20 protein-coding genes are annotated in these 23,366 nt (G+C 61.5%); 6 read left to right on the forward strand and 14 right to left on the reverse strand.

What is annotated here, in order from left to right; all coding sequences use genetic code 11:
• Positions 1–68 precede the first annotated feature (68 nt).
• The gene (gene leuA / locus BLQ01_RS11935) at positions 69–1,808 is read right to left on the reverse strand and encodes a 2-isopropylmalate synthase (protein WP_026540766.1); all 1,740 of its coding nucleotides are present in this window, start codon (positions 1,806–1,808) and stop codon (positions 69–71) included.
• A 249-nt stretch (positions 1,809–2,057) separates the two neighbouring features.
• On the opposite strand from leuA, the gene BLQ01_RS11940 reads away from it, so the two are divergent.
• Complete coding sequence (locus BLQ01_RS11940) at positions 2,058–4,010, forward strand: M13 family metallopeptidase (RefSeq protein ID WP_091551882.1); 1,953 nt, start codon at positions 2,058–2,060, stop codon at positions 4,008–4,010.
• A 101-nt stretch (positions 4,011–4,111) separates the two neighbouring features.
• On the opposite strand, the gene BLQ01_RS11945 is transcribed toward BLQ01_RS11940, so the two are convergent.
• The 5 genes from BLQ01_RS11945 to BLQ01_RS11965 form a co-directional block, all read right to left on the reverse strand.
• Positions 4,112–5,671 carry an LCP family protein gene (locus BLQ01_RS11945; protein WP_026540768.1) on the reverse strand — a complete coding sequence of 520 codons (1,560 nt, stop codon included), beginning with the start codon at positions 5,669–5,671 and terminating at the stop codon, positions 4,112–4,114.
• A gap of 105 nt (positions 5,672–5,776) precedes the next feature.
• A complete protein-coding gene (gene era, locus BLQ01_RS11950; protein ID WP_026540769.1) occupies positions 5,777–6,739 on the reverse strand; it encodes a GTPase Era in 963 nt (320 codons plus the stop codon).
• Positions 6,723–8,054 (reverse strand): hemolysin family protein, encoded by a 1,332-nt coding sequence (locus tag BLQ01_RS11955; RefSeq protein WP_026540770.1) that lies wholly within the window; start codon positions 8,052–8,054, stop codon positions 6,723–6,725. Before BLQ01_RS11955 ends, era begins: the two co-directional genes overlap by 17 nt.
• On the reverse strand, positions 8,051–8,524 hold the full coding sequence (ybeY, locus tag BLQ01_RS11960; protein WP_089595199.1) for an rRNA maturation RNase YbeY: 474 nt from the start codon (positions 8,522–8,524) through the stop codon (positions 8,051–8,053). Before ybeY ends, BLQ01_RS11955 begins: the two co-directional genes overlap by 4 nt.
• Positions 8,521–9,603 (reverse strand): PhoH family protein, encoded by a 1,083-nt coding sequence (locus BLQ01_RS11965; protein ID WP_035760675.1) that lies wholly within the window; start codon positions 9,601–9,603, stop codon positions 8,521–8,523. The genes ybeY and BLQ01_RS11965 overlap by 4 nt, the downstream gene beginning before the upstream one ends.
• A 426-nt stretch (positions 9,604–10,029) precedes the next feature.
• On the opposite strand from BLQ01_RS11965, the gene BLQ01_RS11970 reads away from it, so the two are divergent.
• Positions 10,030–10,902 (forward strand): GerMN domain-containing protein, encoded by an 873-nt coding sequence (locus BLQ01_RS11970; RefSeq protein WP_091552007.1) that lies wholly within the window; start codon positions 10,030–10,032, stop codon positions 10,900–10,902.
• A gap of 18 nt (positions 10,903–10,920) precedes the next feature.
• On the opposite strand, the gene BLQ01_RS11975 is transcribed toward BLQ01_RS11970, so the two are convergent.
• From BLQ01_RS11975 to hrcA, 3 genes are read right to left on the reverse strand one after another with little or no spacing between them, the layout of a single operon-like run.
• A complete protein-coding gene (locus BLQ01_RS11975) occupies positions 10,921–11,685 on the reverse strand; it encodes a 16S rRNA (uracil(1498)-N(3))-methyltransferase (protein WP_026546864.1) in 765 nt (254 codons plus the stop codon).
• Positions 11,686–11,687: 2 nt separating this feature from the next.
• Positions 11,688–12,815 (reverse strand): molecular chaperone DnaJ, encoded by a 1,128-nt coding sequence (gene dnaJ, locus BLQ01_RS11980; protein ID WP_026540775.1) that lies wholly within the window; start codon positions 12,813–12,815, stop codon positions 11,688–11,690.
• 50 nt (positions 12,816–12,865) lie between these two features.
• The gene (hrcA, locus tag BLQ01_RS11985) at positions 12,866–13,873 is read right to left on the reverse strand and encodes a heat-inducible transcriptional repressor HrcA (protein ID WP_026540776.1); all 1,008 of its coding nucleotides are present in this window, start codon (positions 13,871–13,873) and stop codon (positions 12,866–12,868) included.
• 179 nt (positions 13,874–14,052) lie between these two features.
• Between hrcA and BLQ01_RS11990 the strand changes: the two genes are divergently transcribed.
• Positions 14,053–14,904 carry a DUF3097 domain-containing protein gene (locus BLQ01_RS11990; protein ID WP_091551884.1) on the forward strand — a complete coding sequence of 284 codons (852 nt, stop codon included), beginning with the start codon at positions 14,053–14,055 and terminating at the stop codon, positions 14,902–14,904.
• A 120-nt stretch (positions 14,905–15,024) separates the two neighbouring features.
• Positions 15,025–15,438: a DUF4870 domain-containing protein gene (locus BLQ01_RS11995; protein ID WP_026540778.1), complete on the forward strand. Its 414-nt coding sequence runs from the start codon at positions 15,025–15,027 to the stop codon at positions 15,436–15,438.
• A gap of 84 nt (positions 15,439–15,522) precedes the next feature.
• Here BLQ01_RS11995 and hemW read toward each other — a convergent pair whose 3' ends face one another.
• Both hemW and lepA read right to left on the reverse strand, forming a co-directional pair.
• Complete coding sequence (gene hemW, locus BLQ01_RS12000; protein ID WP_091551886.1) at positions 15,523–16,752, reverse strand: radical SAM family heme chaperone HemW; 1,230 nt, start codon at positions 16,750–16,752, stop codon at positions 15,523–15,525.
• The gene (gene lepA / locus BLQ01_RS12005) at positions 16,753–18,606 is read right to left on the reverse strand and encodes a translation elongation factor 4 (protein ID WP_026540780.1); all 1,854 of its coding nucleotides are present in this window, start codon (positions 18,604–18,606) and stop codon (positions 16,753–16,755) included.
• Between the two features lie 159 nt (positions 18,607–18,765).
• On the opposite strand from lepA, the gene BLQ01_RS12010 reads away from it, so the two are divergent.
• Positions 18,766–19,293, forward strand: a complete 528-nt coding sequence (locus tag BLQ01_RS12010; RefSeq protein ID WP_091551887.1) for a type II toxin-antitoxin system PemK/MazF family toxin — start codon at positions 18,766–18,768, stop codon at positions 19,291–19,293.
• 178 nt (positions 19,294–19,471) lie between these two features.
• Entirely contained in the window at positions 19,472–19,732 is a 261-nt protein-coding gene (rpsT, locus tag BLQ01_RS12015) for a 30S ribosomal protein S20 (protein WP_026540782.1), read from the forward strand.
• A gap of 106 nt (positions 19,733–19,838) precedes the next feature.
• Here rpsT and holA read toward each other — a convergent pair whose 3' ends face one another.
• The 3 genes from holA to BLQ01_RS12030 are packed head-to-tail and all read right to left on the reverse strand — an operon-like array spanning position 19,839 to position 23,063.
• Entirely contained in the window at positions 19,839–20,855 is a 1,017-nt protein-coding gene (gene holA / locus BLQ01_RS12020) for a DNA polymerase III subunit delta (RefSeq protein WP_091551889.1), read from the reverse strand.
• The gene (locus BLQ01_RS12025; protein ID WP_254779389.1) at positions 20,768–22,510 is read right to left on the reverse strand and encodes a ComEC/Rec2 family competence protein; all 1,743 of its coding nucleotides are present in this window, start codon (positions 22,508–22,510) and stop codon (positions 20,768–20,770) included. The genes holA and BLQ01_RS12025 overlap by 88 nt, the downstream gene beginning before the upstream one ends.
• A complete protein-coding gene (locus BLQ01_RS12030; RefSeq protein WP_254779391.1) occupies positions 22,503–23,063 on the reverse strand; it encodes a helix-hairpin-helix domain-containing protein in 561 nt (186 codons plus the stop codon). Before BLQ01_RS12030 ends, BLQ01_RS12025 begins: the two co-directional genes overlap by 8 nt.
• Between the last annotated feature and the right edge of the window lie 303 nt (positions 23,064–23,366).

Raw genomic sequence — 23,366 nt, forward strand, 5'->3', positions numbered from 1 at the left:
ACTGGACCGCTCGGCGACTGCCGAACCGTGTGGTGACGGTATTTCCCGTCACCACACGGTGGGATACCTTACGCCCGGGCGTCCCGCACAGCCCGGTTCACAGCAGAAATCAAAGCCTTGAGGGACGAAGTGGTGGTGCTGGGGTCGATACCCACACCCCACAGGACCCGTTCGCCAACGGCACACTCAACGTAGGCTGCGGCGCTGGCACTGCCGCCTTCGGACAGCGCGTGTTCGCTGTAATCCAACACTCGGACATCAACGCCGTCATGGTGGAGGATGTCCAGCAGTGCAGCGATGGGACCATTTCCGTGCCCGGTCCGTCGAACTTCCACACCGTCGATCCGCAGGCTGGCGTTCATTGTCATGGCGCCGGATTCATCGGTCTCGGTGCTCACGCTGCCCAACGCGTAACGGCCCCACTGGGCCTGCTCCTCATCGGAGGGCAGGTATTCATCCTGGAAGACCTGCCACAGTTGCGCGCCGCTGACTTCGCCACCCACGGCGTCGGTGCGCCGCTGGATGACTCCGGAAAATTCAATCTGGGCCCGACGCGGCAGGTCCAGGTTGTGCTCATTCTTCAACAGGTAGGCAACCCCGCCCTTGCCTGATTGCGAGTTGACACGGATAACGGCTTCGTAGCTGCGTCCGAGGTCCTTGGGATCAACAGGCAGGTACGGGACCTGCCAGGTGAACTCATCCACGGTTTTGCCGGCTGCCGCGGCGTCTTTCTCCAGGGCCTCAAAACCCTTCTTGATGGCGTCCTGGTGCGAACCGGAGAACGCGGTGAAGACAAGGTCGCCACCGTATGGCGAACGTTCCGGAACCGGCAACTGGTTGCAGTACTCCACCGTACGGCGGACTTCATCGATGTCGGAGAAATCGATCATGGGGTCCACGCCCTGCACGAACATGTTCAAGCCCAGAGTTACCAGGTCAACGTTGCCGGTGCGCTCACCGTTGCCGAACAAGCAGCCTTCAATTCGATCAGCACCTGCCAGGTAGCCGAGCTCGGCAGCAGCCACACCCGTACCGCGGTCGTTGTGCGGGTGAAGCGAAATGATGATTCCTTCGCGCGGATGCAGATTACGGTGCATCCACTCGATGGAGTCGGCATAGACATTCGGGGTGGCCATTTCTACCGTGGCCGGCAGGTTGATGATGACCTGGTTGTCCGCAGAGGCCTCAAAGACATCGGCAATGGCATTGCAGACGCGGGCGGCGTACTCGAGCTCGGTTCCCGTGAAGGACTCCGGCGAGTATTCATAAGTGATGTGGGTATCTTCCAGCGTCTCTTCGTACTTCTTGCACAGGCGGGCGCCCTGCAACGCGATATCCAGGATTCCGTCTTCGTCCTGGTTGAACACCACGCGCCTCTGCAGCACGGAAGTGGAGTTATACAGGTGGACGATCGCCTGCTTGGCGCCCACCAAAGACTCGTAGGTCCTCTCGATCAGGTGCTCACGCGCCTGGGTCAACACCTGGATGCTGACGTCATCGGGAATGTGGCCGCCTTCAATGAGTTGGCGTACGAAGTCGAAGTCGGTCTGCGACGCGGAAGGGAATCCAACTTCGATTTCCTTGTAGCCCATCTTCACGAGCAGCTGGAACATCTTCAGCTTGCGGGCAGGGCTCATGGGATCGATCAGGGCCTGGTTTCCATCGCGCAGGTCAACCGCGCACCAACGTGGGGCCTTGGTGATGACTTTATCCGGCCAAGTGCGGTCAGGAACTTCGACGGTGATTTGGTCCTGGAACGGCAGGTAGCGGTGAATCGGCATACCGGAGGGCTTTTGTGCATTACGCATGACGTGTGGCCTTTTCTGTAAGAACTAAATGAAAGCTTAGCCGGACACAACGGAACTCCGCGGCGAGGATGGCCCAGCTTCAGATAGCTTTCAGGCCCCGCCGCGGCAGCTAAGAAGAAGCATCGCCGTACGCACAAAATCACAGTAACACGATGCGTATGATGACAGTGCAACACCTCATGCAACGTCCACTATGCAGACGCAGCGACGGTGCCAACGCCGGCTGCTGTGTTCACACAAGGAGCCACAGTGCCACAGTCGGGGATCACTCTTTCGAACATAGATCACAGCGTCCGGCCCCAGGACGACCTCTACCAGCACGTCAACGGCGCGTGGCTCAACAGCACAACCATCCCTGATGACCGGCCGCTGGAAGGCACGTTCACCGCTTTGCGGGACGGAGCCGAACTGGCCGTCAAGGCGATCATCGAGGAAGCGGCAGGCAAAGGCGCGTCGGCAACCGGGGTCGAGCAGCAGGTTGGCGGGCTTTATGCGAGCTTCATGGATGAGGCAGCAGCAGAGGCAAAGGGCATAGAACCGGTCCGTGGCCGGCTCGAGGAAGTCCATGCCGTGAAATCAACCCAGGAATTCGCTGCCCTGATCGGCCGCCTGTTCCGGTCCGATGTCTCCGGGCTCTTCTCCATCTACCCGGCCCCCGACGCCGGCAATCCCGAGCGCATCCTGTTGTACATCGGGCAGGGCGGCCTCGGACTGCCTGACGAGTCCTATTACCGCGAAGAGAAGTTTGCCGGAATCGTATCGGCCTATGGCGAGTACATCGCCAAGTTGCTCGCCTTGGCAGATATCCCGGATTCCGAAGCAGCCGCGGCACGCATTCTCGCCCTCGAGACAGCCCTGGCCACACACCATTGGGACAATGTCACACTGCGGGATCCCCAGAAGACATACAACCTCAAGACGGCGGCCGAAGCATCGGAACTGTTCCCGCTGCTGGACAAGTGGTTCCAGGCAGCGCGTGTTGACCCAGCCAAGCGCAGCGAGATCGTTGTCAGCACCCCGGACTTCTTCAGCGGTGCAGCAGGGCTCCTGGAGTCCGAGCCCTTGGAAACATGGAAGGAATGGCTCACGCTCAGGGTGCTCAGCTCGGCGGCCCCATACCTCTCGTCCGAATTTGTGAACACCAACTTTGCGTTCTATGGCACCACACTCAGCGGCACGCCCCGGAACAAGGAGCGCTGGAAGCGTGGCGTGGCCGTCGTCGAAGCTGCCCTCGGCGAAGCCGTCGGACAGATATATGTGGAGCGCCACTTTCCGGCCGGCCATAAGGCGAGGATGGAGACGCTGGTTGCCAACCTGATCAAGGCCTACCGTGAGAGCATCTCTTCCCTGTCGTGGATGGGCGGGGAAACCAAGAAGGAGGCGCTCAAGAAGCTGGAAGCATTCCGTCCAAAAATCGGTTTTCCCGAAAAGTGGATCGACTACTCTGCCGTCGTCATCGATCCATCAGACCTGCTGGGCAATGTGGAGCGCGCCCACGATGCTGATGTCGACCGCCACCTGGACGAAATTGGCAAACCCGTAGACCTGAACAAATGGCTCATGACTCCCCAGACCGTCAACGCCTATTACCACCCCATGCTCAATGAGATCGTCTTCCCGGCGGCCATCCTCCAACCGCCATTCTTTACGGCGGAGGCAGATGATGCCGTGAACTACGGCGGAATCGGGGCAGTGATCGGTCATGAGATCGGCCACGGCTTTGATGACCAAGGATCGCAGTTCGATGGCAGCGGGGCACTTCGAAACTGGTGGACTGAAGAGGACCGGACCGCTTTCGAAGCACTGACCGCCAAATTGGTGGCCCAATACGACGCCCTGTCCCCTTATGCAGCGCCCGAACACAAGGTCAACGGCAAACTCACCCTCGGTGAGAACATTGGTGACCTCGGAGGCCTGACGATTGCCTACAAGGCGTACCTGCTCAGTCTTGGTGGCGAAGAGCCCGAAGTGATCGACGGGTTCACTGGCCAGCAGCGCTTCTTCATGTCCTGGGCAGCGGGTTGGCGGCAGGTTATCCGGCGTGAAGAGGCGATCCGGCGCCTGGCTACCGATCCACACTCCCCCAACGAGTTCCGCACCAATGCCATCGCCCGCAACCTTGGCGCATTCCATGAAGCATTCGAGGTCAGCCCAGCCGATGGCATGTGGATGGAGCCCGGAGACCGCGTCAGCATCTGGTAGAACGGCAGGAAAAAGGCCGGGCCGGTTCGTGAAGAACCGGCCCGGCCTTTCCCATAGGTGACGTTGGTGGCGTTGGTGACGTTGGTGGCGTTGGTGCCGCCCTATTGGTCGATGTACAGCGGATTGACTTCTTGGCAGACTGCGTCGCTGGCGGTCTGGTTGACCACGTCCGGGGGCACCGAGGTTGCTCCATAGGCGGTGCCTGTTCCGAAGTCGGTTCCGACATAGAGCTGTACCCCTGCTACGCCGGGCGCTTCCTGAACCTGGGCAGCTGGAATGCCGTACAGCGCGGCCACGTCCGCGGCGACGTCCGCGAAGCCGGCTCCGTAGTAGACCACGGTCTGGTCCACGGGGTTTGCAAGATAGGACACAGCCTGGGTGAAGCCATTGCCCGTCAGTACGGCCATGATCTCCTGGGCACGTGCAGCAACGCCGCTGCCGTTGGCGACCGCCACAGGTTGGATGGCCTTGTCATAGGCGGGGGCCGCGGGGGTAGAGGCTGTGGGCTGCGCTCCGGGAGTTTCAGTGGCGGCAGGAGACGACGTCGCACCGGGTGTAGTCAGGTCAAGGTCGGCACGCAAGGCTGCAAACAACTGCGAAGCCTGTGGCTCAACAAGCTCAAGCCTGTTTGGATCCACTGCTGCGGCCTGGGTGGGTACGGCAACGAAGGCAACTTTGGACACATCGATGTCCTTCAGTCGTCCGCCAATGGTCAGCAACGAAGGCACCGACGCGAGGCCCTCATCAACGGTGAGGTTCTGGGTGACGACGTCGGCGATCTGCAGGAGTCGCTGCGGGTTGCCCAGCGTTCCTTCGCCCTTAAGCTTCCTCGTCAAGGATGAAAGGAAGGCCTGCTGTCCCTTGATGCGCCCAAGATCGCCACCATCGCCGAAAGCGTGGCGGGTCCGAAGGAAGGCCAGGGCCTGTTCGCCTTCGACCAAGGAATCACCCTTCGGCAAGCGAAGGCGTGAGTCCGGATCAAATACGGGGTCACTGACGCAGACATTGACACCGCCAACAGCGTGGGACAACTCCTTGACGGCATTGAAGTCAGCCATCATGAAGTGGTCGATTTCCAGGCCGGTCAGTTTGTTCACCGTGTCAACGGCGCAACCAATACCCGCTTCCGCCATGGCCTCGTTGATCATCACGCCGCTACGGGCGGGGAACGTCTGGTTGTTGGTCCGGTCCGTGCACTGGGGCACGTCCACCAGCAAGTCACGCGGGAAGCTCATGACGCTGACACGCTTGTTGTCTGCTGAAATATCCAGCATCATCATGACGTCCGAATGGCCGTAGCCGGTGGAGTCTTCCGTGCTTCCGTACTCCGAGTTCTTCCCGTCACGGGTATCGGAACCGAGGATAAGGATTTGCAGGCGATCGGATTTGTCGTTGGCAAGGGCATCCCCGCTGTCGCGGGTTTCACCTGCACTGAGCGGAGCCTTGGTGATATTGCTCTGCAACCGGATGAACCAAAATGCGGCAAAGGCAACACCTGCAACCAGAGCCACTGAGACTACGCCGGTGACGATCTTCAGCCACAACGGAAGGCCCTTGCGGGGCCTCATGTGGCGGGGAGTGCCTTCGGCATCCTCTCCATGGCGACCCGCAATGGAGTCAGCGGTGCCGGTGCCCTGCGGGCGGGCGTCACGACGTCGCACTATTCGGTTTACCTTTCCTCAAACACGTGGATTCCCGCAATCATAGTTGCCGAGTCTGGGAAGTTCCTTATCGCGTCTCCATGATGCCGGGGCGTGTCCCTGCCCCTAGAACCCCAGTTTGACCAATTGCTTGGGGTCGCGCTGCCAGTCCTTGGCCACCTTTACGTGAAGATCCAGATAGATCCGCGTGCCAAGAAGGGTCTCAATGCCCTTGCGGGCGTTGGTTCCAACTTCACGGAGCCGGCTTCCACCCTTACCAATGATGATGGCCTTCTGCGAGGGTCGCTCAACATAGAGGTTGACCCGAACATCCAGGAGGGGGTTGTCTTCGGTGCGGCCCTCACGCGGAACGATCTCTTCGACCACCACGGCCAGGGAATGGGGAAGTTCGTCCCGGACACCTTCCAGGGCGGCCTCCCGGATAAGTTCGGCAATCATGACGGCCTCGGGTTCGTCCGTCAGTTCACCATCCGGGTACAGCGGTGGCGACGACGGCATGTGGCTGATCAAGACGTCCGCGACTGTGGACACTTGGAAGCCGTCCGCAGCGGAAACGGGCACAATGTCGGCCCAGCCCTGCTCGCCCAGGACGTCCCGTCCCAGGGCAGCGACTGCGAGCAGCTGCTCCGTCAATGCCTGACGGTCTACAAGGTCGGTTTTGGTCACCAGGGCAACGATCGGCTTCCTGCCCACAGCAGCCAGCTGAGCTGCGATGTATTTGTCGCCGGGACCGATTTTCTCGTTGGCCGGCAGGCAGAATCCGATGGCGTCCACTTCGGCCAACGTGTCAGCCACGAGTTCGTTGAGGCGCTTACCCAGCAATGTGCGGGGCCTGTGCAGCCCAGGGGTGTCCACCAGGATCAGCTGCGCATCGTCGCGGTGGACGATGCCACGGATCGTATGCCGGGTGGTCTGCGGTTTGGCCGAGGTAATGGCCACCTTCTGGCCGACCAAGGCGTTGGTCAAAGTCGACTTGCCCGCGTTCGGCCGGCCCACCAGCACAGAGAAGCCTGCGTGGAAGCCACCGAAGTCACTATCGGCATCGAACATCTTATTTTGCTTGCTCACGTGGAACTCCCTGTTGCGTTGAGTCGGCGTCATCGAGTAGGTCTTCAAAGTCAGTGTCTTCCTTTGGCATGGCTGCCGCAATGATGTGGCTGACCCTGTTTCGGCGACCCTCAAGCCTATCGGCCCTGAGCGATATTCCATCCACATCAACGGAACTGCCCACAATCGGGACCTGCCCCAAGGCCTTGGCGAGGAGTCCGCCCACGGTGTCAACCTCGTCGTCGTCGAGATCGATGTCGAACAATTCGCCGAGGTCATCGATGCTCATGCGGGCGCTGACCCGGAATGTTCCATCGCCAAGGTCCACCGCTTCTTCCGCGGCAGCATCGTATTCGTCCACGATCTCGCCCACGATTTCCTCGATGAGGTCTTCAAGGGTCACCAGGCCGGCGGTACCACCGTACTCATCGATCACGATCGCCACGTGGGTTGATTCCTGCTGCAATTCGCGGAGGAGGTCACTGACGAGCTTTGACTCGGGGACGTACCGGACGTCCCTGGCGAGCGAGTCGACGTCGTGCGCTTGCAGCCCGGGCTCGCCCCGGTACATGGCCGCTGCCACGTCCTTCAGATAGAGGATTCCACGGATTTGGTCCGTATTTTCACCGATGACGGGAATCCTGGAATACCCGGACCGCAGAAAGAGGCCCATGGCCGTCTCCAGGTCCGAGCCCGTGCCGATGCTGACGATATCGGTGCGGGGAACCATGACGGAACGTACCAACGTGTCACCGAAATCAAAGACGGAATGGATGAGTTCGGCCTCATTGTCCTCGATCATGTCCGACTCGGCGGCGCGGTCCACGAATTCGCGGAACTCTTCTTCGCTGACGAATGCGTCGTCGCCGCTGGGGGCGCCGGGAGCTACTGCCTGGCCCAAAGCCACGAGCCAGCCGGGGATGGGTCCGAGAATCCAGCAGAGGAAACGGATCAGTGGTGCAGTGAACCGGACCACCGGGCCGGAATGTGCCCTGCCGAGTTGCCGTGGCGACACCCCGACCAACACAAAGCCAATCACGGCCATGATGCCGGTGGCTGCGAGCCCTGCAAGCCAGACGTTGTCCAGCAGGCTGTGCAGCACGACAGCCACGGCTACGGCAGCAGCCATTTCGAACCACACCCGCCAGAAACGCAGGGCGCGCATATGGGCAATGGGGGCCTTCAGTATCCCGCTGAGGGCTTTGCCCTTGCTGCGGACTATTGATTGCTCGGCTTCATGCCGGGGCAGGAAATTGAAAGCAGCCTCGGCGGCTGTCAGCAGGGCGACAAAGCTGAGGAAAACCAGCGCCATGCCGACCAGGATGATCCAGGTCACTGCATGGTCTCCATGGGGGCATCCTTGCCCAGGAATTCAGACAGCAGTTCCCGCTGCAAACCGAACATTTCTTCTTTTTCCTCAGGTTCGGCGTGGTCGAAGCCAAGGAGGTGAAGGATGCCATGCGTGGTCAGGAGCAGCATCTCATCCTGCGTGGGGTGGCCGGCGTTGCGTGCCTGGACTTCGGCCACCTGGGGACAGATGGCAATGTCCCCCAGCATTCCCTGCGGAGTGGGCTTATCCGGAGTTCCGGGGGTCAGTTCGTCCATGGGCACCGACAGAACGTCAGTGGCACCAGGCTCATCCATCAGCTCGATGTGGAGCTTCTCCATGGCAGGCTCATCGACCAGGAGAATGGAAAGCTCGGCCTGCGGATGGATGTAGAGCCTTTCGAAGATGAAGCGGGACAACGTCACCAGCTGGGCTTCGTCCACCGCCACACCGGACTCGTTGTTGACTTCAATACTCATTGACGTTCTCCACGTTTGTAATGGTTGGCTGGTGCGTCCTTGCGGTGCGCGTCATCCCAGGTGCTGTAGGCGGAGACGATGTCGGCCACGAGGCGGTGGCGAACGACGTCGGCCGCCTCCAGGATGGAGAAGTTGACGTCGTCTATGCCGGTCAGGATCTCCCGCACAATCCGAAGGCCCGACGTCGATCCCAGCGGAAGGTCGATCTGGGTGACATCCCCGGTGACCACCATCTTCGAACCGAAACCCAGACGGGTCAGGAACATCTTCATCTGTTCGGGTGTGGTGTTCTGCGCTTCATCAAGAATGATGAAGGCGTCATTAAGGGTGCGTCCACGCATGTACGCCAAAGGTGCCACCTCGATGGTGCCGGCAGCCATCAGCCTGGGGATGGATTCGGGATCCATCATGTCGTGGAGGGCGTCATAGAGCGGGCGAAGGTACGGATCGATCTTGTCGCTCAACGTACCTGGCAGGAATCCGAGGCGCTCCCCGGCCTCTACGGCCGGGCGCGTCAGGATGATCCTGCTGACTTCCTTCATCTGGAGCGCCTGCACAGCCTTGGCCATGGCAAGGTAGGTCTTGCCCGTGCCGGCCGGGCCGATGCCGAAAATCACCGTGTTGGCATCGATCGCATCCACGTAGTTCTTCTGGTTCAGCGTCTTGGGACGGATAGTCTTGCCCCGGCTGGAGAGAATGTTGTGCGTCAAAACATCGGCGGGATTCTGCACAGACTGGGTCCTCAACAGGGACACCAACTGTTGGAGAATATCGGGGGTCACCACAGTCCCCTTCGCCACCAACCCGCGCACTTCCTCAAGGAGGCGCATGATACGGGGAATCACCGTGGAGGGACCGGTCATGGAGAGCTCGTTGCCACGAACATGGAAATTGACGTCCTGGAACTGTTCCTCAATGAACCTCAGGGCTTCGTCGTGGCTGCCCAGCGAGTGAACCATCTGGTCGGAGTTGTCGAACGTGACGACTTCCGTGCGCGTGCCCGGTAAAGTGTGCGGGAACTCGTTGGGCTGCTGGTTGCCGTTGCCGGTCCTGAGCCGCCCGTTCAAAGATTCACTCATAGTGTTGGCCCTCAGGCCTTTTCTCCTCCGGTTGGTCCTTACTAACACCATCGATTCGACATTCGCTGCGGACTCTCGCAGAACGCTTTGATGCCGGAATCTCTTCAATCCTACGCCAGCCCGGCCCCGGGCGAACCTGTCTCCCCGGCCACATCCGGCACCCAGGGAGGAGGCGGACAGATTGTCTCAACTCGGCATCAAGCCGGTATCAATCATGTTTCAGTTGGCCTTCTCCCCCCTCAAACCCGGCTGACCGCCGTCGACGATGTGCCAAGCTGGCATAGCGGGTGGAATCAGATCCCCGCAACCCAGCCAAAGACGGCTGCAAAAAACCATGCAAGGCAGGACAGGAAACCCATCAGGAAAACAGCCAGCAACGCACCAGGCACCAACAAGCGGACCAAATCCGCCGTTGCCGTGCCTGCAATGCTTGCCGTCCTCCTCCTGACAGGTTGCATCGCCAACGGCGGCGGCTCCCAGGCCACCCCCACTCCCCCTCCGCTGACCGTTCAGGATGCCCCGGCCAGCAACGCACCGCTGGAAACCACCCAGGCGTCCACCAAGATTCCGGTCTACTGGATTGGACGGAGCAAGGAAGAGGTCTACCTCTACCGCGAGTTCAGGGACATTACGGGCGATGGAAATCCTGTGACAACGGCGCTGAAGATCATGATGGCGGAAAAGCCCTTGGATCATGACTTCTTCACACCGTGGCAGGAGCCCTCCAGCCTGGCGACTTCCATCTCGGGAAAAAACGTCATCACAGTCGATATTTCCCGCGATGCCTTCAACTCGAACCTGGACGCCGGAATGGCCCAGCGGGCCGTGCAACAACTCGTGTACACCGCGACCGCTGCAGCGTCATCGTCAGGGCTGATCAATTCGGGCCAACAGATCCAGGTGGTCGTCCTGGTGGACGGCCACAAGGACTACATGGCGTTCGGTCAAGTCCAGCTGGGCGAGCCCATGACCCGTGACGCATCCTTGGTGGCACCGCTGTGGATCATCGATCCCCAGGAAGACACCACCCTGCCCACCGGATTGGTCAAGTTCAACGGGCGGAGCACTGACAGCTCCAAACCGATCTCCTGGCAGGTCCTGCAGGACAACGGCAAGGGTGAGAAGACCAGCCTGCTCACCGGCCAAACGCAAGCCACTGGCGAACCCGGGCAATATGGCCTGTTCACCTTCGGCGCCACGTTGAAGGCGGGTCAGTACGAGGTACGCGTTTCCCAAGTGGACAATGCCGGCAACGCCATCGCGACAAGCACGGACACCCGGCTGTTCAGGGTCGGATAGCTGTTCAGGTCCGTCCGGCTACCAGCGGCCCAGGATGTCGCTCGCAAGAACGACGGCGGCCGGTCCCGCCGTCGAAGACCTCAAGACGTGATGTCCCAAGAGCGCGGTCACAGCACCGGCGTCACTGAGCCGCGTTACTTCCCGCGGTGAGATTCCCCCCTCAGGCCCGACGATCAAGAGCACTTCCCTGGGGACGGCAGCACCAGAGGCCGCCCAGGCCTCAAGGACGGTCCGCAACGGGTTCTTGGCGTCTTCGTGCAAAATGATGGCGAGGTCGCTGGCGGCAACGGCTTTGGCCAAGGACCCGGTGTCCACCATGGTCCTTACTTCAGGGATCCATGCCCGCCGTGCTTGCTTGGCCGCAGCCGCCACCACGGACTCCCACTTAGCATGGGCTTTTGCAGCACGGTCGGCCTTCCATCGAACAATGGAACGTTCTGACTGCCACGGAAGCACAGCATCTATTCCGAGTTCCGTAGCCGTCTCGATGGCCAGTTCGTCGCGATCGCCTTTGGCCAAAGCCTGGACCAGCACCAAACGGATGTCCGGCCTGTCTTCGAAGACTACGTCCGAGGCGGTGACTGTCAGGCCCGCGGGACCGGCCTCGGCCACCACACCGGTCAGCCTCGCGCCGGATCCGTCGGCTATGTCAACGGGTTCTCCCACCCCAAGGCGTTTGACCGTGACGGCGTGCCGCGCCTCCGGACCTTCCAGCACGAAGGTGCCTCCCGGGCGTACGTCGTCAAGGCTCCCGGCGGAGGTGAAGAAGACGGGGTTGCTCACCGCTACAGGTTACCGAGCTTGTCCCGAAGCTTGGCGAACATGCCGCCGCTGGCCACGAGCTTGCCTTCGGTGAACTGCTCCCCGCGAAGTTTCGCGAGCTGCTGCAAAAGCTCCTCCTGGGCAGGATCCAGCTTGCTGGGTGTTTCGACATGGAGGTGTACCTTGAGGTCGCCGCGTCCGTATCCCCGCAGGTGCGTCACACCCAGGCCCCGCAGGGTGATGATCTCGCCCGACTGGGTTCCGGCCTTGACGTCGATGTCCTGCGCGCCGTCGAACGTTTCGAGCTGCAACTCAGTGCCCAAGGCCGCCGCCGTCATAGGCACGCTGAGGGTGGCGTGGAGGTCGTCACCTTCGCGCATGAACATGGAATCGTTGTTGACGCGGATCTCCACGTAGAGGTCGCCGGAGGGCCCACCCGCGGGGCCGGCTTCACCTTGGCCGGACAACTGGATACGCGTGCCGGTGGCAACACCGGCGGGAACCTTGATGGTCAGGGAGCGGCGGCTGCGGATACGGCCCTGTCCGTTGCACTCGTTGCACGGGTCCTTGATGACCGTGCCGAAGCCCTCACAGGATCCGCAAGGAGCTGCGGTCATGACCTGGCCAAGGATGGAGCGGACGGCCCGCTGGACCTGACCACTGCCGCCACAAATGTCGCAGCGTTCCGGGTGGGTGCCGGGGCGGCAGCAACTGCCGTCACAGGTGGGACAGGTTACGGCCGTGTCCACTTCCAGCTTCTTGTTGACGCCAAAAACGGCGTCCTTAAGGTCAATCCGGACGCTGATGAGTGCGTCCTGGCCGCGTCGGACACGGGAGGCAGGCCCGCCATGACCACCGCCGCCCCCAAAGAAGGTGTCAAAGATGTCCTGGAACGCGAAGCCCTGGCCGGCGTAACCGCCACCATAGCCGTTGTCCGTTCCATTCTCGTTGCCGGTGGCATCGTAGACGCGGCGCTTCTGGGGATCGGACAGGACCTCATAAGCATGGGTCACGGCCTTGAACTGTTCCGCGACATCCTCTCCCGGGTTTACGTCCGGGTGGAGTTTCCGCGCCAACTTGCGGTACGCCTTTTTGATCTCTTCCCCGGTGGCTTCCGGCGAGACTCCCAAAACGTCATAGTGGCTGCTCAAAGTCGGTTTCTCTTCCTTGTTGTACTGCGGATGTTTCTTCGGACCGGCGTTCAGCCGCCGAGAATGCGTGAAAGGTAACGGGCCACGGCCCGGACTGCGGCCATGGTGGTTGGGTAATCCATGCGGGTCGGGCCCAGGATGCCCACTTTTGCACCGGATCCGTAACCGGTGGCCACCACGGATGCTTCCGCCAGTCCGTCGTAGGGATTCTCCCGGCCGATGCTCACGGTGACGCCGCGTGGATCATCTCCCATATCCGACAACAACCGGAGCATCACAACTTGTTCCTCGAGGGCTTCAAGCACCGGACCGATACTCAACGGGAAGTCCACATTGGACCTGGCGAGGTTGGCTGTACCGGCCATGAGGATACGTTCTTCGCGGCTGTTGTCACTGAGGGCCTGCAGCCCGTTCGCCAACGTTTGGGCCAGTCCCCGAAGCTCCGGCGGGCACAGGGCAACCACCGACGGCAGGACTTGCGGCAACAGGGCCAATTGCGTTCCGGCGATGCTTCCCAGGAAGCGCGACCTCAGTTGCATCAAAGCGTCGTCGCCCACGGCCGAACCGGTTTCAATGACCTTCTGGCCGACGCTGCCGGTATCGGCAATCAACACCACCAACACCTGTTGGGGGGCCAACAACACAAACTCTACGTGCCGCACCAGGGCGCGGTTCGAGTGGGGATACTGCACGACGGCGACCTGGTTGGTCAGTTGCGACAGGAGCCTGACTGTACGCTCCAGGATGTCGTCGACATCATCAGGGCCTTCAAGCAACGAATGGATGGCTCTCCGCTCGGCCGCTGAGAGGGGCTTGACCTGGGAGATGCGATCGACGAACAGTCGATAGCCCTTGTCGGTTGGAATGCGGCCGGCACTGGTATGGGGCGCTGCTATGAGGCCTTCTTCTTCAAGAACTGCCATGTCATTGCGGATGGTGGCGCTTGAAACACCAAGATGATGCCTTTCCACAAGGGCCTTTGATCCCACAGGCTCCCGCGAATGTACGTAATCTTCAACGATGGCACGCAGTACTTCCAATTTGCGCGGCTCACTCATTGCTCCACCTCCTGACAACTGCCATGGCCACCGGGGCCGGGTCCACTTAGCACTCAACATGCCCAAGTGCTAACCAGTCTAGTATGAGCCACCCCGTTGCTAGCATTGAACTTTCCCGGTCCAGCCCGATACAAAACAACGCGGCACAGAAATTAACCCAGCAAAAAGGTAGGAATTCCTTGGCATTCGACACGTGGGGTCCCCAGGACCTGTCAGCTCCTGCCAAACGTCAGCTGCCGGAAGTAGCAGTCCAGCGCGGGATGGTCCTTGAGGACGTCCAGTCGGGATGGGTGGGCGAAGTCACCCGCGTCGAAAAAACCGGCGGCACGCACATCGTGGCCCTTGAAGACAGGCGGGGCAAGACCAAGTCTTTCCAGCTTGGTTTCGGCTTCCTGCTTGAGGGGCAACCGATCCGGTTGATGCCCCCGGCTCCGCGCCAAGCGCCGTCGGCTGTCAGTAACGGGCGCACTGCTTCGGGTTCGGTACGGGTTCAGGGACACCGGGCACAGGTGGCCAAAGCCAGCCGTATCTGGGTGGAAGGCAAGCACGACGCCGAACTCGTCGAGAAGGTCTGGGGTGACGATCTCCGGGTAGAGGGCATAGTGGTGGAGCCCTTGCACGGTGTGGATGACCTCAAGTCTGCGATCTCCGCATTCAACCCCGGCCCCGGTCGACGCCTCGGCATCCTGGTGGACCACCTTGTGGACGGTTCCAAGGAATCACGGATCGCCGCGGACGCCATGGCGGTTCCCGGAGCAGCAGGCAACGTCCTCATTGTTGGACACCCCTACATCGATGTCTGGCAGGCCATCAGACCCAAAGTGCTGGGCATTGAGGCCTGGCCGTCAGTGCCCCGCGGGACTGACTGGAAGACCGGGATTCTCTCTGCGTTCGGCTGGCCCCACGAGAGCGCTGAGGACGTGGGCCTCGGCTGGCAGCGACTCCTTGGCGCCGTCCGAAGCTACGCCGATCTTGAAGCGTCACTACTGGGCCGGGTGGAGGAAGTCATCGACTTCCTCACTGTTCCGTGACGTTGCCCCCAAAGCAGCAGCAAGTAACGTGTCATCGAGGCGTTTGTCCCGTGAAGCTGGTCGGGGCCGGTATTCTGGGACAGCAACACCGCAGCATCTTTACAGTAAAGGGAACACACCGTGGCAGAGAACGCTCCTGAAGAACCGGGCAGCGCCGCAGGCCAGCCCCAGTACCATGGCGCGCCTGCAAACGCGCTGCCTTTGACTGCCAGCGAGGACAGGCAGTGGGCTACTTTGGCACACTTCGGCGGCATTCTGGGTTGCCTGCCCTCGCTGCTGATCTACCTGATCTTCCGCGACCGCGGACCGTTCACGGCGCAGGAATCCAAGGAAGCGTTGAACTTCACCCTGCCTCCAACCATCGCCGCCGTTGTGGCGAACATCCTGGTGCTGCTGCCGGTGGTGGGCAACATCTTCGCCGTGATCGCCACCGGCATCTGGGTAGCCTTGACCTGCTTCTCAGTCTCGGCCGGAATCAGGGTCAACCATGGCCAACCGCACCGCTACAAGATCAACCTGCGCTGGGTTAAGTAACCCACCACGCCGCTGCCCGGCCAGGAGCTGGCCGGGTGCGAAAGCGTCAGCCGGGCAAACAGGCATCAGCTGGGCAACCAGGCATCAGTCGGGAAGAATCCTGCGGACCACGGCGTCCGCCAAGAGGCGGCCCTTCAGCGTAAGGATCAGGCGGCCCTTGAAGGCCTGCACGGGATCCACCAGTCCGTCGGCGATCAGCCCGGCCATTGCATGGCGCCCCACCGCGTCCAGGGCATCTACTGACAACCCTGTGCCAAGTCGGGCTTCGAGCATGATCCGTTCGACTTCCCGGGTTTCGGCATCCAGTGTTTCCCGGCCCGCTGCCGGCGAGCTTCCGTTGCCCAAACGTCCGGCATACGCCGAAGGATGCTTCACGTTCCACCAGCGGACACCCCCAACGTGGGAGTGCGCTCCAGGGCCGACGCCCCACCAGTCGTCACCGCGCCAGTAGGCCAGGTTGTGCCTGCATGCCTGCTCCGGAGTCCGGGACCAGTTGCTGACCTCGTACCAGTCCAGGCCGGCTTTGGAAATCAATTCATCGGCCAACTCGTATTTGGCCGCGTGATCGTCGTCGTCGATTCCGGGTACCTCACCGCGGCGGATCTGGGCCGCGAGTTTGGTGCCGTCTTCGACGATCAATGCGTAGGCACTGATGTGATCGGGCTGATAGGAAAGAGCCGTCTCGAGGGACAACCGCCAGTCCTCCATGGACTCCCCCGGCGTACCGTAAATGAGGTCCAGACTCACTGCGAGCCCGGCCTCTCGGGCCCACTGGACCACCAGCGGCACCCGGCTGGGGCTGTGCGTGCGGTCAAGGACCTTCAGCACGTGCGGTACCGCTGACTGCATGCCGAAGGAGACCCGGGTGAAGCCGGCATCGGCCAGCACTTTCAAGGACTCAGGGGTCACCGAGTCGGGATTGGCTTCGGTGGTTACCTCGGCTCCGGGCTCAAGCCCCCAGTGGTTGACCGCGGAGCGCAGAATCAGGGCGAGGTCTTCGGCAGGGAGGAGCGTGGGCGTGCCCCCGCCAAAGAAAACGGTACTCATTGGGCGCCTTGGCAACCCTGATGACTCCAGCGCAACGGCCGCGAAGTCAAGCTCGGACACTGCTGTTGAAGCGTAGGCATCCTGCGAGGCCCCACCACCGAGCTCGGTGGCCGTGTAGGTGTTGAAGTCACAGTAGCCGCATCGAACGGCGCAAAACGGGATATGGACGTAGAGCCCGAACTTTCGGTGCTCGACGCCGGCCAGCACCTGCGGCGGAAGAAGTCCGTCCGCAGGTGCCGGATCGCCCAAAGGTAGGACGCTGGGCATCTACTTCTTGGCCTTGTCCTTGGACTCGTCGGTGGTCAGCGCTGCGATGAATGCCTCCTGGGGCACCTCGACGCGACCCACCATCTTCATGCGCTTCTTGCCTTCCTTCTGCTTTTCCAGAAGTTTGCGCTTACGGGTGATGTCACCGCCGTAGCACTTGGCAAGAACGTCCTTGCGGATGGCCCGGATGCTCTCGCGGGCAATAATGCGCGATCCGATGGCCGCCTGGATGGGAACCTCGAACTGCTGCCGTGGGATGAGCTCACGGAGCTTGCCGGTCATCATCACACCGTAGGCGTAAGCCTTGTCTCGGTGGGTGATGGCGCTGAAGGCATCGACTTGTTCACCCTGCAGCAGGATGTCCACCTTGACGAGGTCTGCAACCTGTTCGCCGTCGGCTTTCCAATCCAGCGAGGCGTAGCCGCGGGTCTTGGACTTCAGGAGGTCGAAGAAGTCGAACACAATCTCGGCCAACGGAATCCAGTATCGGAGCTCCACGCGGTCCTCGGAGAGGTAGTCCATGCCGCGCATCTGGCCGCGGCGGCTCTGGCACAGTTCCATGATGGACCCTACAAACTCGTTGGGTGCCAGGATGGTGGCCGAAACCATCGGCTCGCGAACCTCGGAGATCTTGCCCGTGGGGTACTCACTGGGGTTGGTGACGTGGATGACCTTTTTGTCTTCCAGGGTCACCTCGTACTCCACGTTGGGAGCTGTGGAGATAAGGTCCAGGTTGTATTCACGCTCAAGGCGCTCACGGGTAATTTCCAGGTGCAGCAAGCCGAGGAACCCCACGCGGAATCCGAAGCCCAGTGCCGCGGACGTCTCGGGCTCGTAGACCAGAGCGGCATCGTTGAGCATCAGCTTTTCAAGGGCGTCGCGAAGCACGGGGTAGTCGGTTCCATCCAGTGGATAGAGGCCGGAGAAGACCATCGGCTTTGCGTCAGCGTAACCGCTGAGTGACTCTGACGCCGGCTTGGCCAGATTGGTGACGGTATCTCCAACCTTGGACTGCCGGACATCCTTCACACCGGTGATCAGGTAACCGACTTCACCGACGCCAAGGCCCTTTGACGGAGTGGGCTCCGGGGAGCTAACGCCAATTTCCAGGAGCTCGTGCGTGGCCCTGGTTGACATCATCTGGATGCGCTCACGCGGGTGGAGCATGCCGTCCACCACGCGGACGTAGGTGACCACGCCGCGGTAGGTGTCATAAACGGAGTCGAAAATCATGGCGCGGGCCGGAGCATCGGGATCGCCCACGGGAGCAGGAAGATCGCGGACAATCTTATCCAGAAGGGCCTCAACGCCTACGCCGGTCTTACCCGAGACCTTGAGGACGTCCTCAGGGTCTCCGCCTATGAGATTGGCAAGTTCTGCCGCGTACTTCTCAGGCTGGGCAGCCGGAAGGTCGATCTTGTTCAGCACGGGAATGATGGTGAGGTTGTTTTCCATTGCCAGGTACAGGTTGGCAAGGGTCTGGGCCTCAATGCCCTGGGCAGCATCCACCAGCAGCACTGCGCCTTCACAAGCGGCGAGCGAGCGGGAAACCTCATAGGTGAAGTCGACGTGGCCGGGGGTATCAATCATGTTCAGGGCGTAGCTGTTGCCATCAAGTTCCCACGGCATGCGGACAGCCTGGGACTTGATGGTGATGCCGCGTTCACGTTCGATATCCATGCGGTCCAGATACTGGGCCTTCATGTCGCGTTGCTTAACGACGCCGGTGTACTGCAGCATGCGGTCGGCCAGGGTGGACTTACCGTGGTCAATGTGGGCAATGATGCAGAAGTTCCGGATGATGGCCGGATCTGTTGCGGCGGGCACCGGTGCGGTGCGGGCCATGGGAGACACGCAGGATCCTTACTGTCGACACTCACGCGGCAATTCCTGGAACCGGGCATAGGCCAGCCGGAACACGCCACGCATCTGATCCTCTAGTCTCCCATGAACCAGGGCTTCGCCGTACATTGCATGCCCGGCCTTGGCAGCACGCCGCTGTAGCGTGGTCACATGGCTTTCGACTTGCGCCCTTTGGGCAAACTTCTCCTGCGATCATTCAGGGCCCTCGGCGGCAACAGCACTAAAGCAGCCACTCCCCCAGGTGCCGGCAGGACGAAGGCCCTGCGGACCGACGTCGTACATCGGCAAAGCGCCTATCCCGGCGACTTCCGCGGTTCGCTCAAGGTCAGCTACTCCCCCAAACCCGATGGCCGGCCAGACCCCGGTGAGATTGTGTGGAGCTGGGTTCCCTACGAAGAGGACCACACCCAAGGCAAAGACCGTCCCGTCCTTTTGGTGGGGCGGGACAAGGAGTGGCTCCTGGGCCTGATGCTGACGTCCAAGGACCACGATAAAGGCGCGCGTTCGGACGACTACGTCGACATAGGAACCGGCCCTTGGGACCGGCAAGGGAGGCCGAGCGAGATCAACGTTGCGCGCGTCATCAGGCTGGATCCCGGTGCGATCCGGCGCGAAGGGGCCATCCTGGGGAAGTCCCGGTTCCGGGAGGTTGCCCGGGCCCTCCAGGCGCGACAATAGCTGGACTTGACCCGCGGTTCTGTGTTGAGTGCAACTTTCTGCTATCCTTTATAGCTGTGTGTCCGTGCAGGTCGACGGCCCCACATGGTTGGCTGCCATAGGTATCCCCACGCCGCTCAGTCGATGGCCAACCTGAAAACCCTCTAGACCATTTCCGCATTAAAAAGAGAGTTCATACGTGGCTAATATCAAGTCCCAGAAGAAGCGCATCCTCACCAACGAGAAGGCACGCCTGCGTAACAACGCAGTCAAGTCCGAGCTGAAGACGGCCATCCGCGCCGTAAGCACTGCCGTTGAGTCTGCTGACAAGGATGCTGCTGGAACTGCACTTGCTGCTGCCAGCCGCAAGCTGGACAAGGCTGTCAGCAAGGGCGTTATTCACAAGAACAACGCTGCAAACCGCAAGTCGGCGATCTCCAAGAAGGTCAACGCACTCTAAGGTTTTACAGTTCGACTGAGCTGATCAAAAGGCCGGCACCCATCGGGTGCCGGCCTTTGGGTTTAACCTGCCGTGGAAACGGCCGGGCTTCAATGCATGCCGGTCCTCAGCGGCGACTTGCCGAGGTCGCAATCACCGTCACGGCGTGTTCCACGGCGTACACGGGGTCCCGCGACTCGCCCTTCACCTGTGCGTCCGCTTCCGCGATGACCTGGATGGAGCGGATCAGACCCTCTGGGGTCCACCGCCGGACGTCCCGCTGTGCCTGCTCAACAAGCCAAGGCTGCATTCCCAAATTTTTTGCTATGGTCGCTGGCGAACCATTGGCCCCCGCAACTTTTGCCAACGTCCTCAGCTTGGCCGCCAGCGCTGCAACCAAGGGAACCGGGTCCACCCCCGTGGCAAGGGCATGCCTCAGGGTGGACAGTGCCACCGGTCCATTACCGGCCATCGCAGCATCCGCAACTTTGAATGCCGTTGCTTCGACCCTGCCGCCGTAGTAGCGTTCCACGGTCTCCGCCGTCACAGCGGTAGTGGCATCGGCGATCAACTGGTTGCACGCCGCTGCCAGCTCGGAAAGGTTGGCGCCCACAGCGTTCACCAGCGCCTGGACAGCTTCGCCCTCAATGCGGCGGCCTCCAGCCCTGAACTCCGAGACGACGAATGCTGTCTTGTCCGAGTCCTTCTTCAGCGGCTGGCAATCGATGACGGGCCAGCCGGCGGACTTCACGGCATCGAGCAACTTTTTGCCGCGCACCCCTCCGGCATGACGCAACACGAGGACGACGTCCTGGTCCGGATGCTGGAGATAGGCCAGCCCGTCCGCGAGGAAGGCGTCATTCATGGACTCGAGGCCCTCGACCTCAATCAGCTTGCCCTCACCGAAAAGGGACGGCGTGACGGTCATCGCCAGGGAACCGGCCTCGTAGGAGGCTGCGTTCAGCCGACTGAGCTCGACGTCAGGGGTGGTGCTTCGCACCTGGGTCCGGATGGCGTCGATGGCCCGGATACCGAGATAATCTTCCGGTCCCATGATCAGGACGACGGCGGCCGGTGCCGCATCCCGCCAACTGACGGTGTTCGCCGCGACGCTCTTGGCCCGGGTGTTTTGGGCAGCAGCCACAGGTGGTTCCTTCCGGACGTTTCTTTGCAGGATTCAAGTCTGCCATGTTTGGTAGTGCCCTGCTCCCGGGTTGCCAACAGAGCATCGAGTCGCGTTGCAACAACCCCGTGCAGTCCCATGACGCGACGCTTCACATCTGCAGGGTGCAGCGCCATCCAGACGGCCAGGAGTGTCACCACCGAGGAGAGCACCATTGCCGCTATCCCAACGGGCCCCTCGGCCCAGGCCAGAGCAGCTCCGGGTAATCCGGAAAAGAGCCGCGCCACTCCCGCAACCATCCCAGCGCAGGTCCCGGCGACAGCGATGGGCACCACCGCGAGCCAGGGCAGTGCAGTGGCCAGAGCCACGGCGATCGTACCGAAGATTGTTACCGGCGCTACCAAAGGACCGGCCACGACATTGGCAATCAGCGCGAACGTTGTGAACTGTGGTTGAAGAGCCACGATCACGGGGCCGCACAGCAGCTGCGCAGACAACGGCACGGCAATGCCGGCAGCCAACCACCGTGGTACCCAGTCAGGGATCCACGACGCGATGCGTGCCGCAAGCAGCACAATTCCGAGTGTCGCCAGGATCGAGAGCAGAAACCCCACGTTGGCGGCCATTGCTGGGTCCAGCAGTAGCAGGATGGTTGTGGCGAGGCAGAGGAAAGTCAAGGAGCGTCCACGCAGACCACCCGTCAAAGCAGCCAATCCCACCGCCCCCATGACTGCGGCCCGTAAGACGCTTGGATCCGGCCCCACCATCATGACAAAGGCAAAGAGGCCGCATGCTGCAAAGATCCCGGCTGCCGGGCGTGGAAGCCGAAAACACCGCGCCAACAAAATGAAGCCACCTAGGATAAGAGAACAGTTGGCTCCCGAAACGGCCGTTAGGTGCGTCATTCCCGTGGTCTGCATGGCCGTTTCCAGGCTTTCCGGCAAGGCGCTGGTGTCGCCTGTCACCATCCCGGGAAGCAAGCCCGCCGCATCCGGAGGCAGCCAGTCAGCAGCGGAGACAAACCGTTTCCTGACGTCGGCCGCAGTTTGCCTGGCATCGAACCCGGAGTCCGTCACGACAGGAGCAGAGGACGCGCTGAGAAGCGCTGCTTCTGGTTGCCCCTCCCGCACCTGCTTCAGCGTTCCGGTTGTTCTGACGCTCTGCCCCGCCCGCACATTCTGCCAGGCAGCACCACCCGTCACAACGATGTCGGCAGTTCCACGCACCACCCTCCCGTTGGACGTGAGATCTATCAGGCTCGCATCAACCGTCCACCTGCCGTCACTGGAATGCCCCGGTGCAGGCGCCGGCGCGGGGCTGCCCGTAATGAGTATGTGGATGACGATCCCGTCATCGGCTGCCATTGCCGGGGCCAGTGGTCCCTTCTCACGGTTGCCTGCAATGACGGCACAATGAACCGCAACAGCGGCGCCAAGCACACATGCGAGGGCGAGTGTGGCAAACAGCGTTCTGGGCCTTAGTCCGGAAGGCCTTTGTCGATGTCCCACAACCAGGAGCACCCCTCCCAGCAAGCCCAGGGCACCCGCCAACACAACAGACCAGACTGCATCACTGAAGCAACCCATCAGCGCAGCTGACCAGGTCATCACCGCCACCGGCACCAGCCTCAGGTCCAGGCGTTTTCCCGTTTCCGGACCTCCGGCAGACTCAGCCACCCTGCACCGTCACCAGCTCCTTCAGTGACTCCATGAGCTTGGGTCCGATCCCATCTATGGCGTCCAGTTCGTCCACCGACGCGAAGGCTCCGTGCTCTTTCCTCCAGTCGAGAATTCGCTGGGCAGTTACTGGACCCACCCGAGGCAAAGTCCCCAATTCCTCCAAGGTGGCTGTGTTGATATTGACCTTGGTTGTACTGCCGCTCGAGTTGCCGGTAGCGGCACCGCTGCCTTCAAGCGGGGAGGGGGCAGCATTCGGGGCCTCCCCCGCCACGGGAACAACCACCTTAACTCCATCGCTGAGAACCTCGGCAAGGTTCAGCCCGGAAAGTTCAGCCTCGGGAGTTGCACCCCCGGCGGCATCTATGGCTTGGAAGACGCGGCTACCGAGCGGCAACGAAACGACACCGGGCTTATTGACGGCTCCCGCGACATGAACAAGGAGACTCCCCCGGGGCTCTGTGGCTGCTGACTGCGTTGGTTCTGAGGAATCCGGAACAGCAGGGCCAACAGATGCAGAAGGATCCAGCGGTTCTGATGATGGCCGGTCCATTGACGACTGCCATATAGACCACGCAATGAGCCCTGCCCCTACGATGGCCAGGAGTACGGCCACTCGCCAGGGTGTCCGCCACCGAAGGCGGGGACCGCGAACCGAGGCGTCCTGCTCTTCCTCTTCACGAGCGGAAAAAAGCAGATCAGTGCCTGGCAGTTCCAACAAGGGAGAACTTGGACTGCCGCCCGCCATTCGGGAAGTAAAGCGCTGCCGTGCTGCCTGGGCTGCGGCATCTGGGGACGCATCCCGGTTCCGGCGTGGCATACAACGAGCCTATTGCCGGCAATCCGATGACTGCCG

It is taken from the genome of Arthrobacter sp. UNCCL28, from assembly GCF_900102805.1.
Classification (GTDB): Bacteria; Actinomycetota; Actinomycetes; order Actinomycetales; family Micrococcaceae; genus Arthrobacter; species Arthrobacter nicotinovorans_A.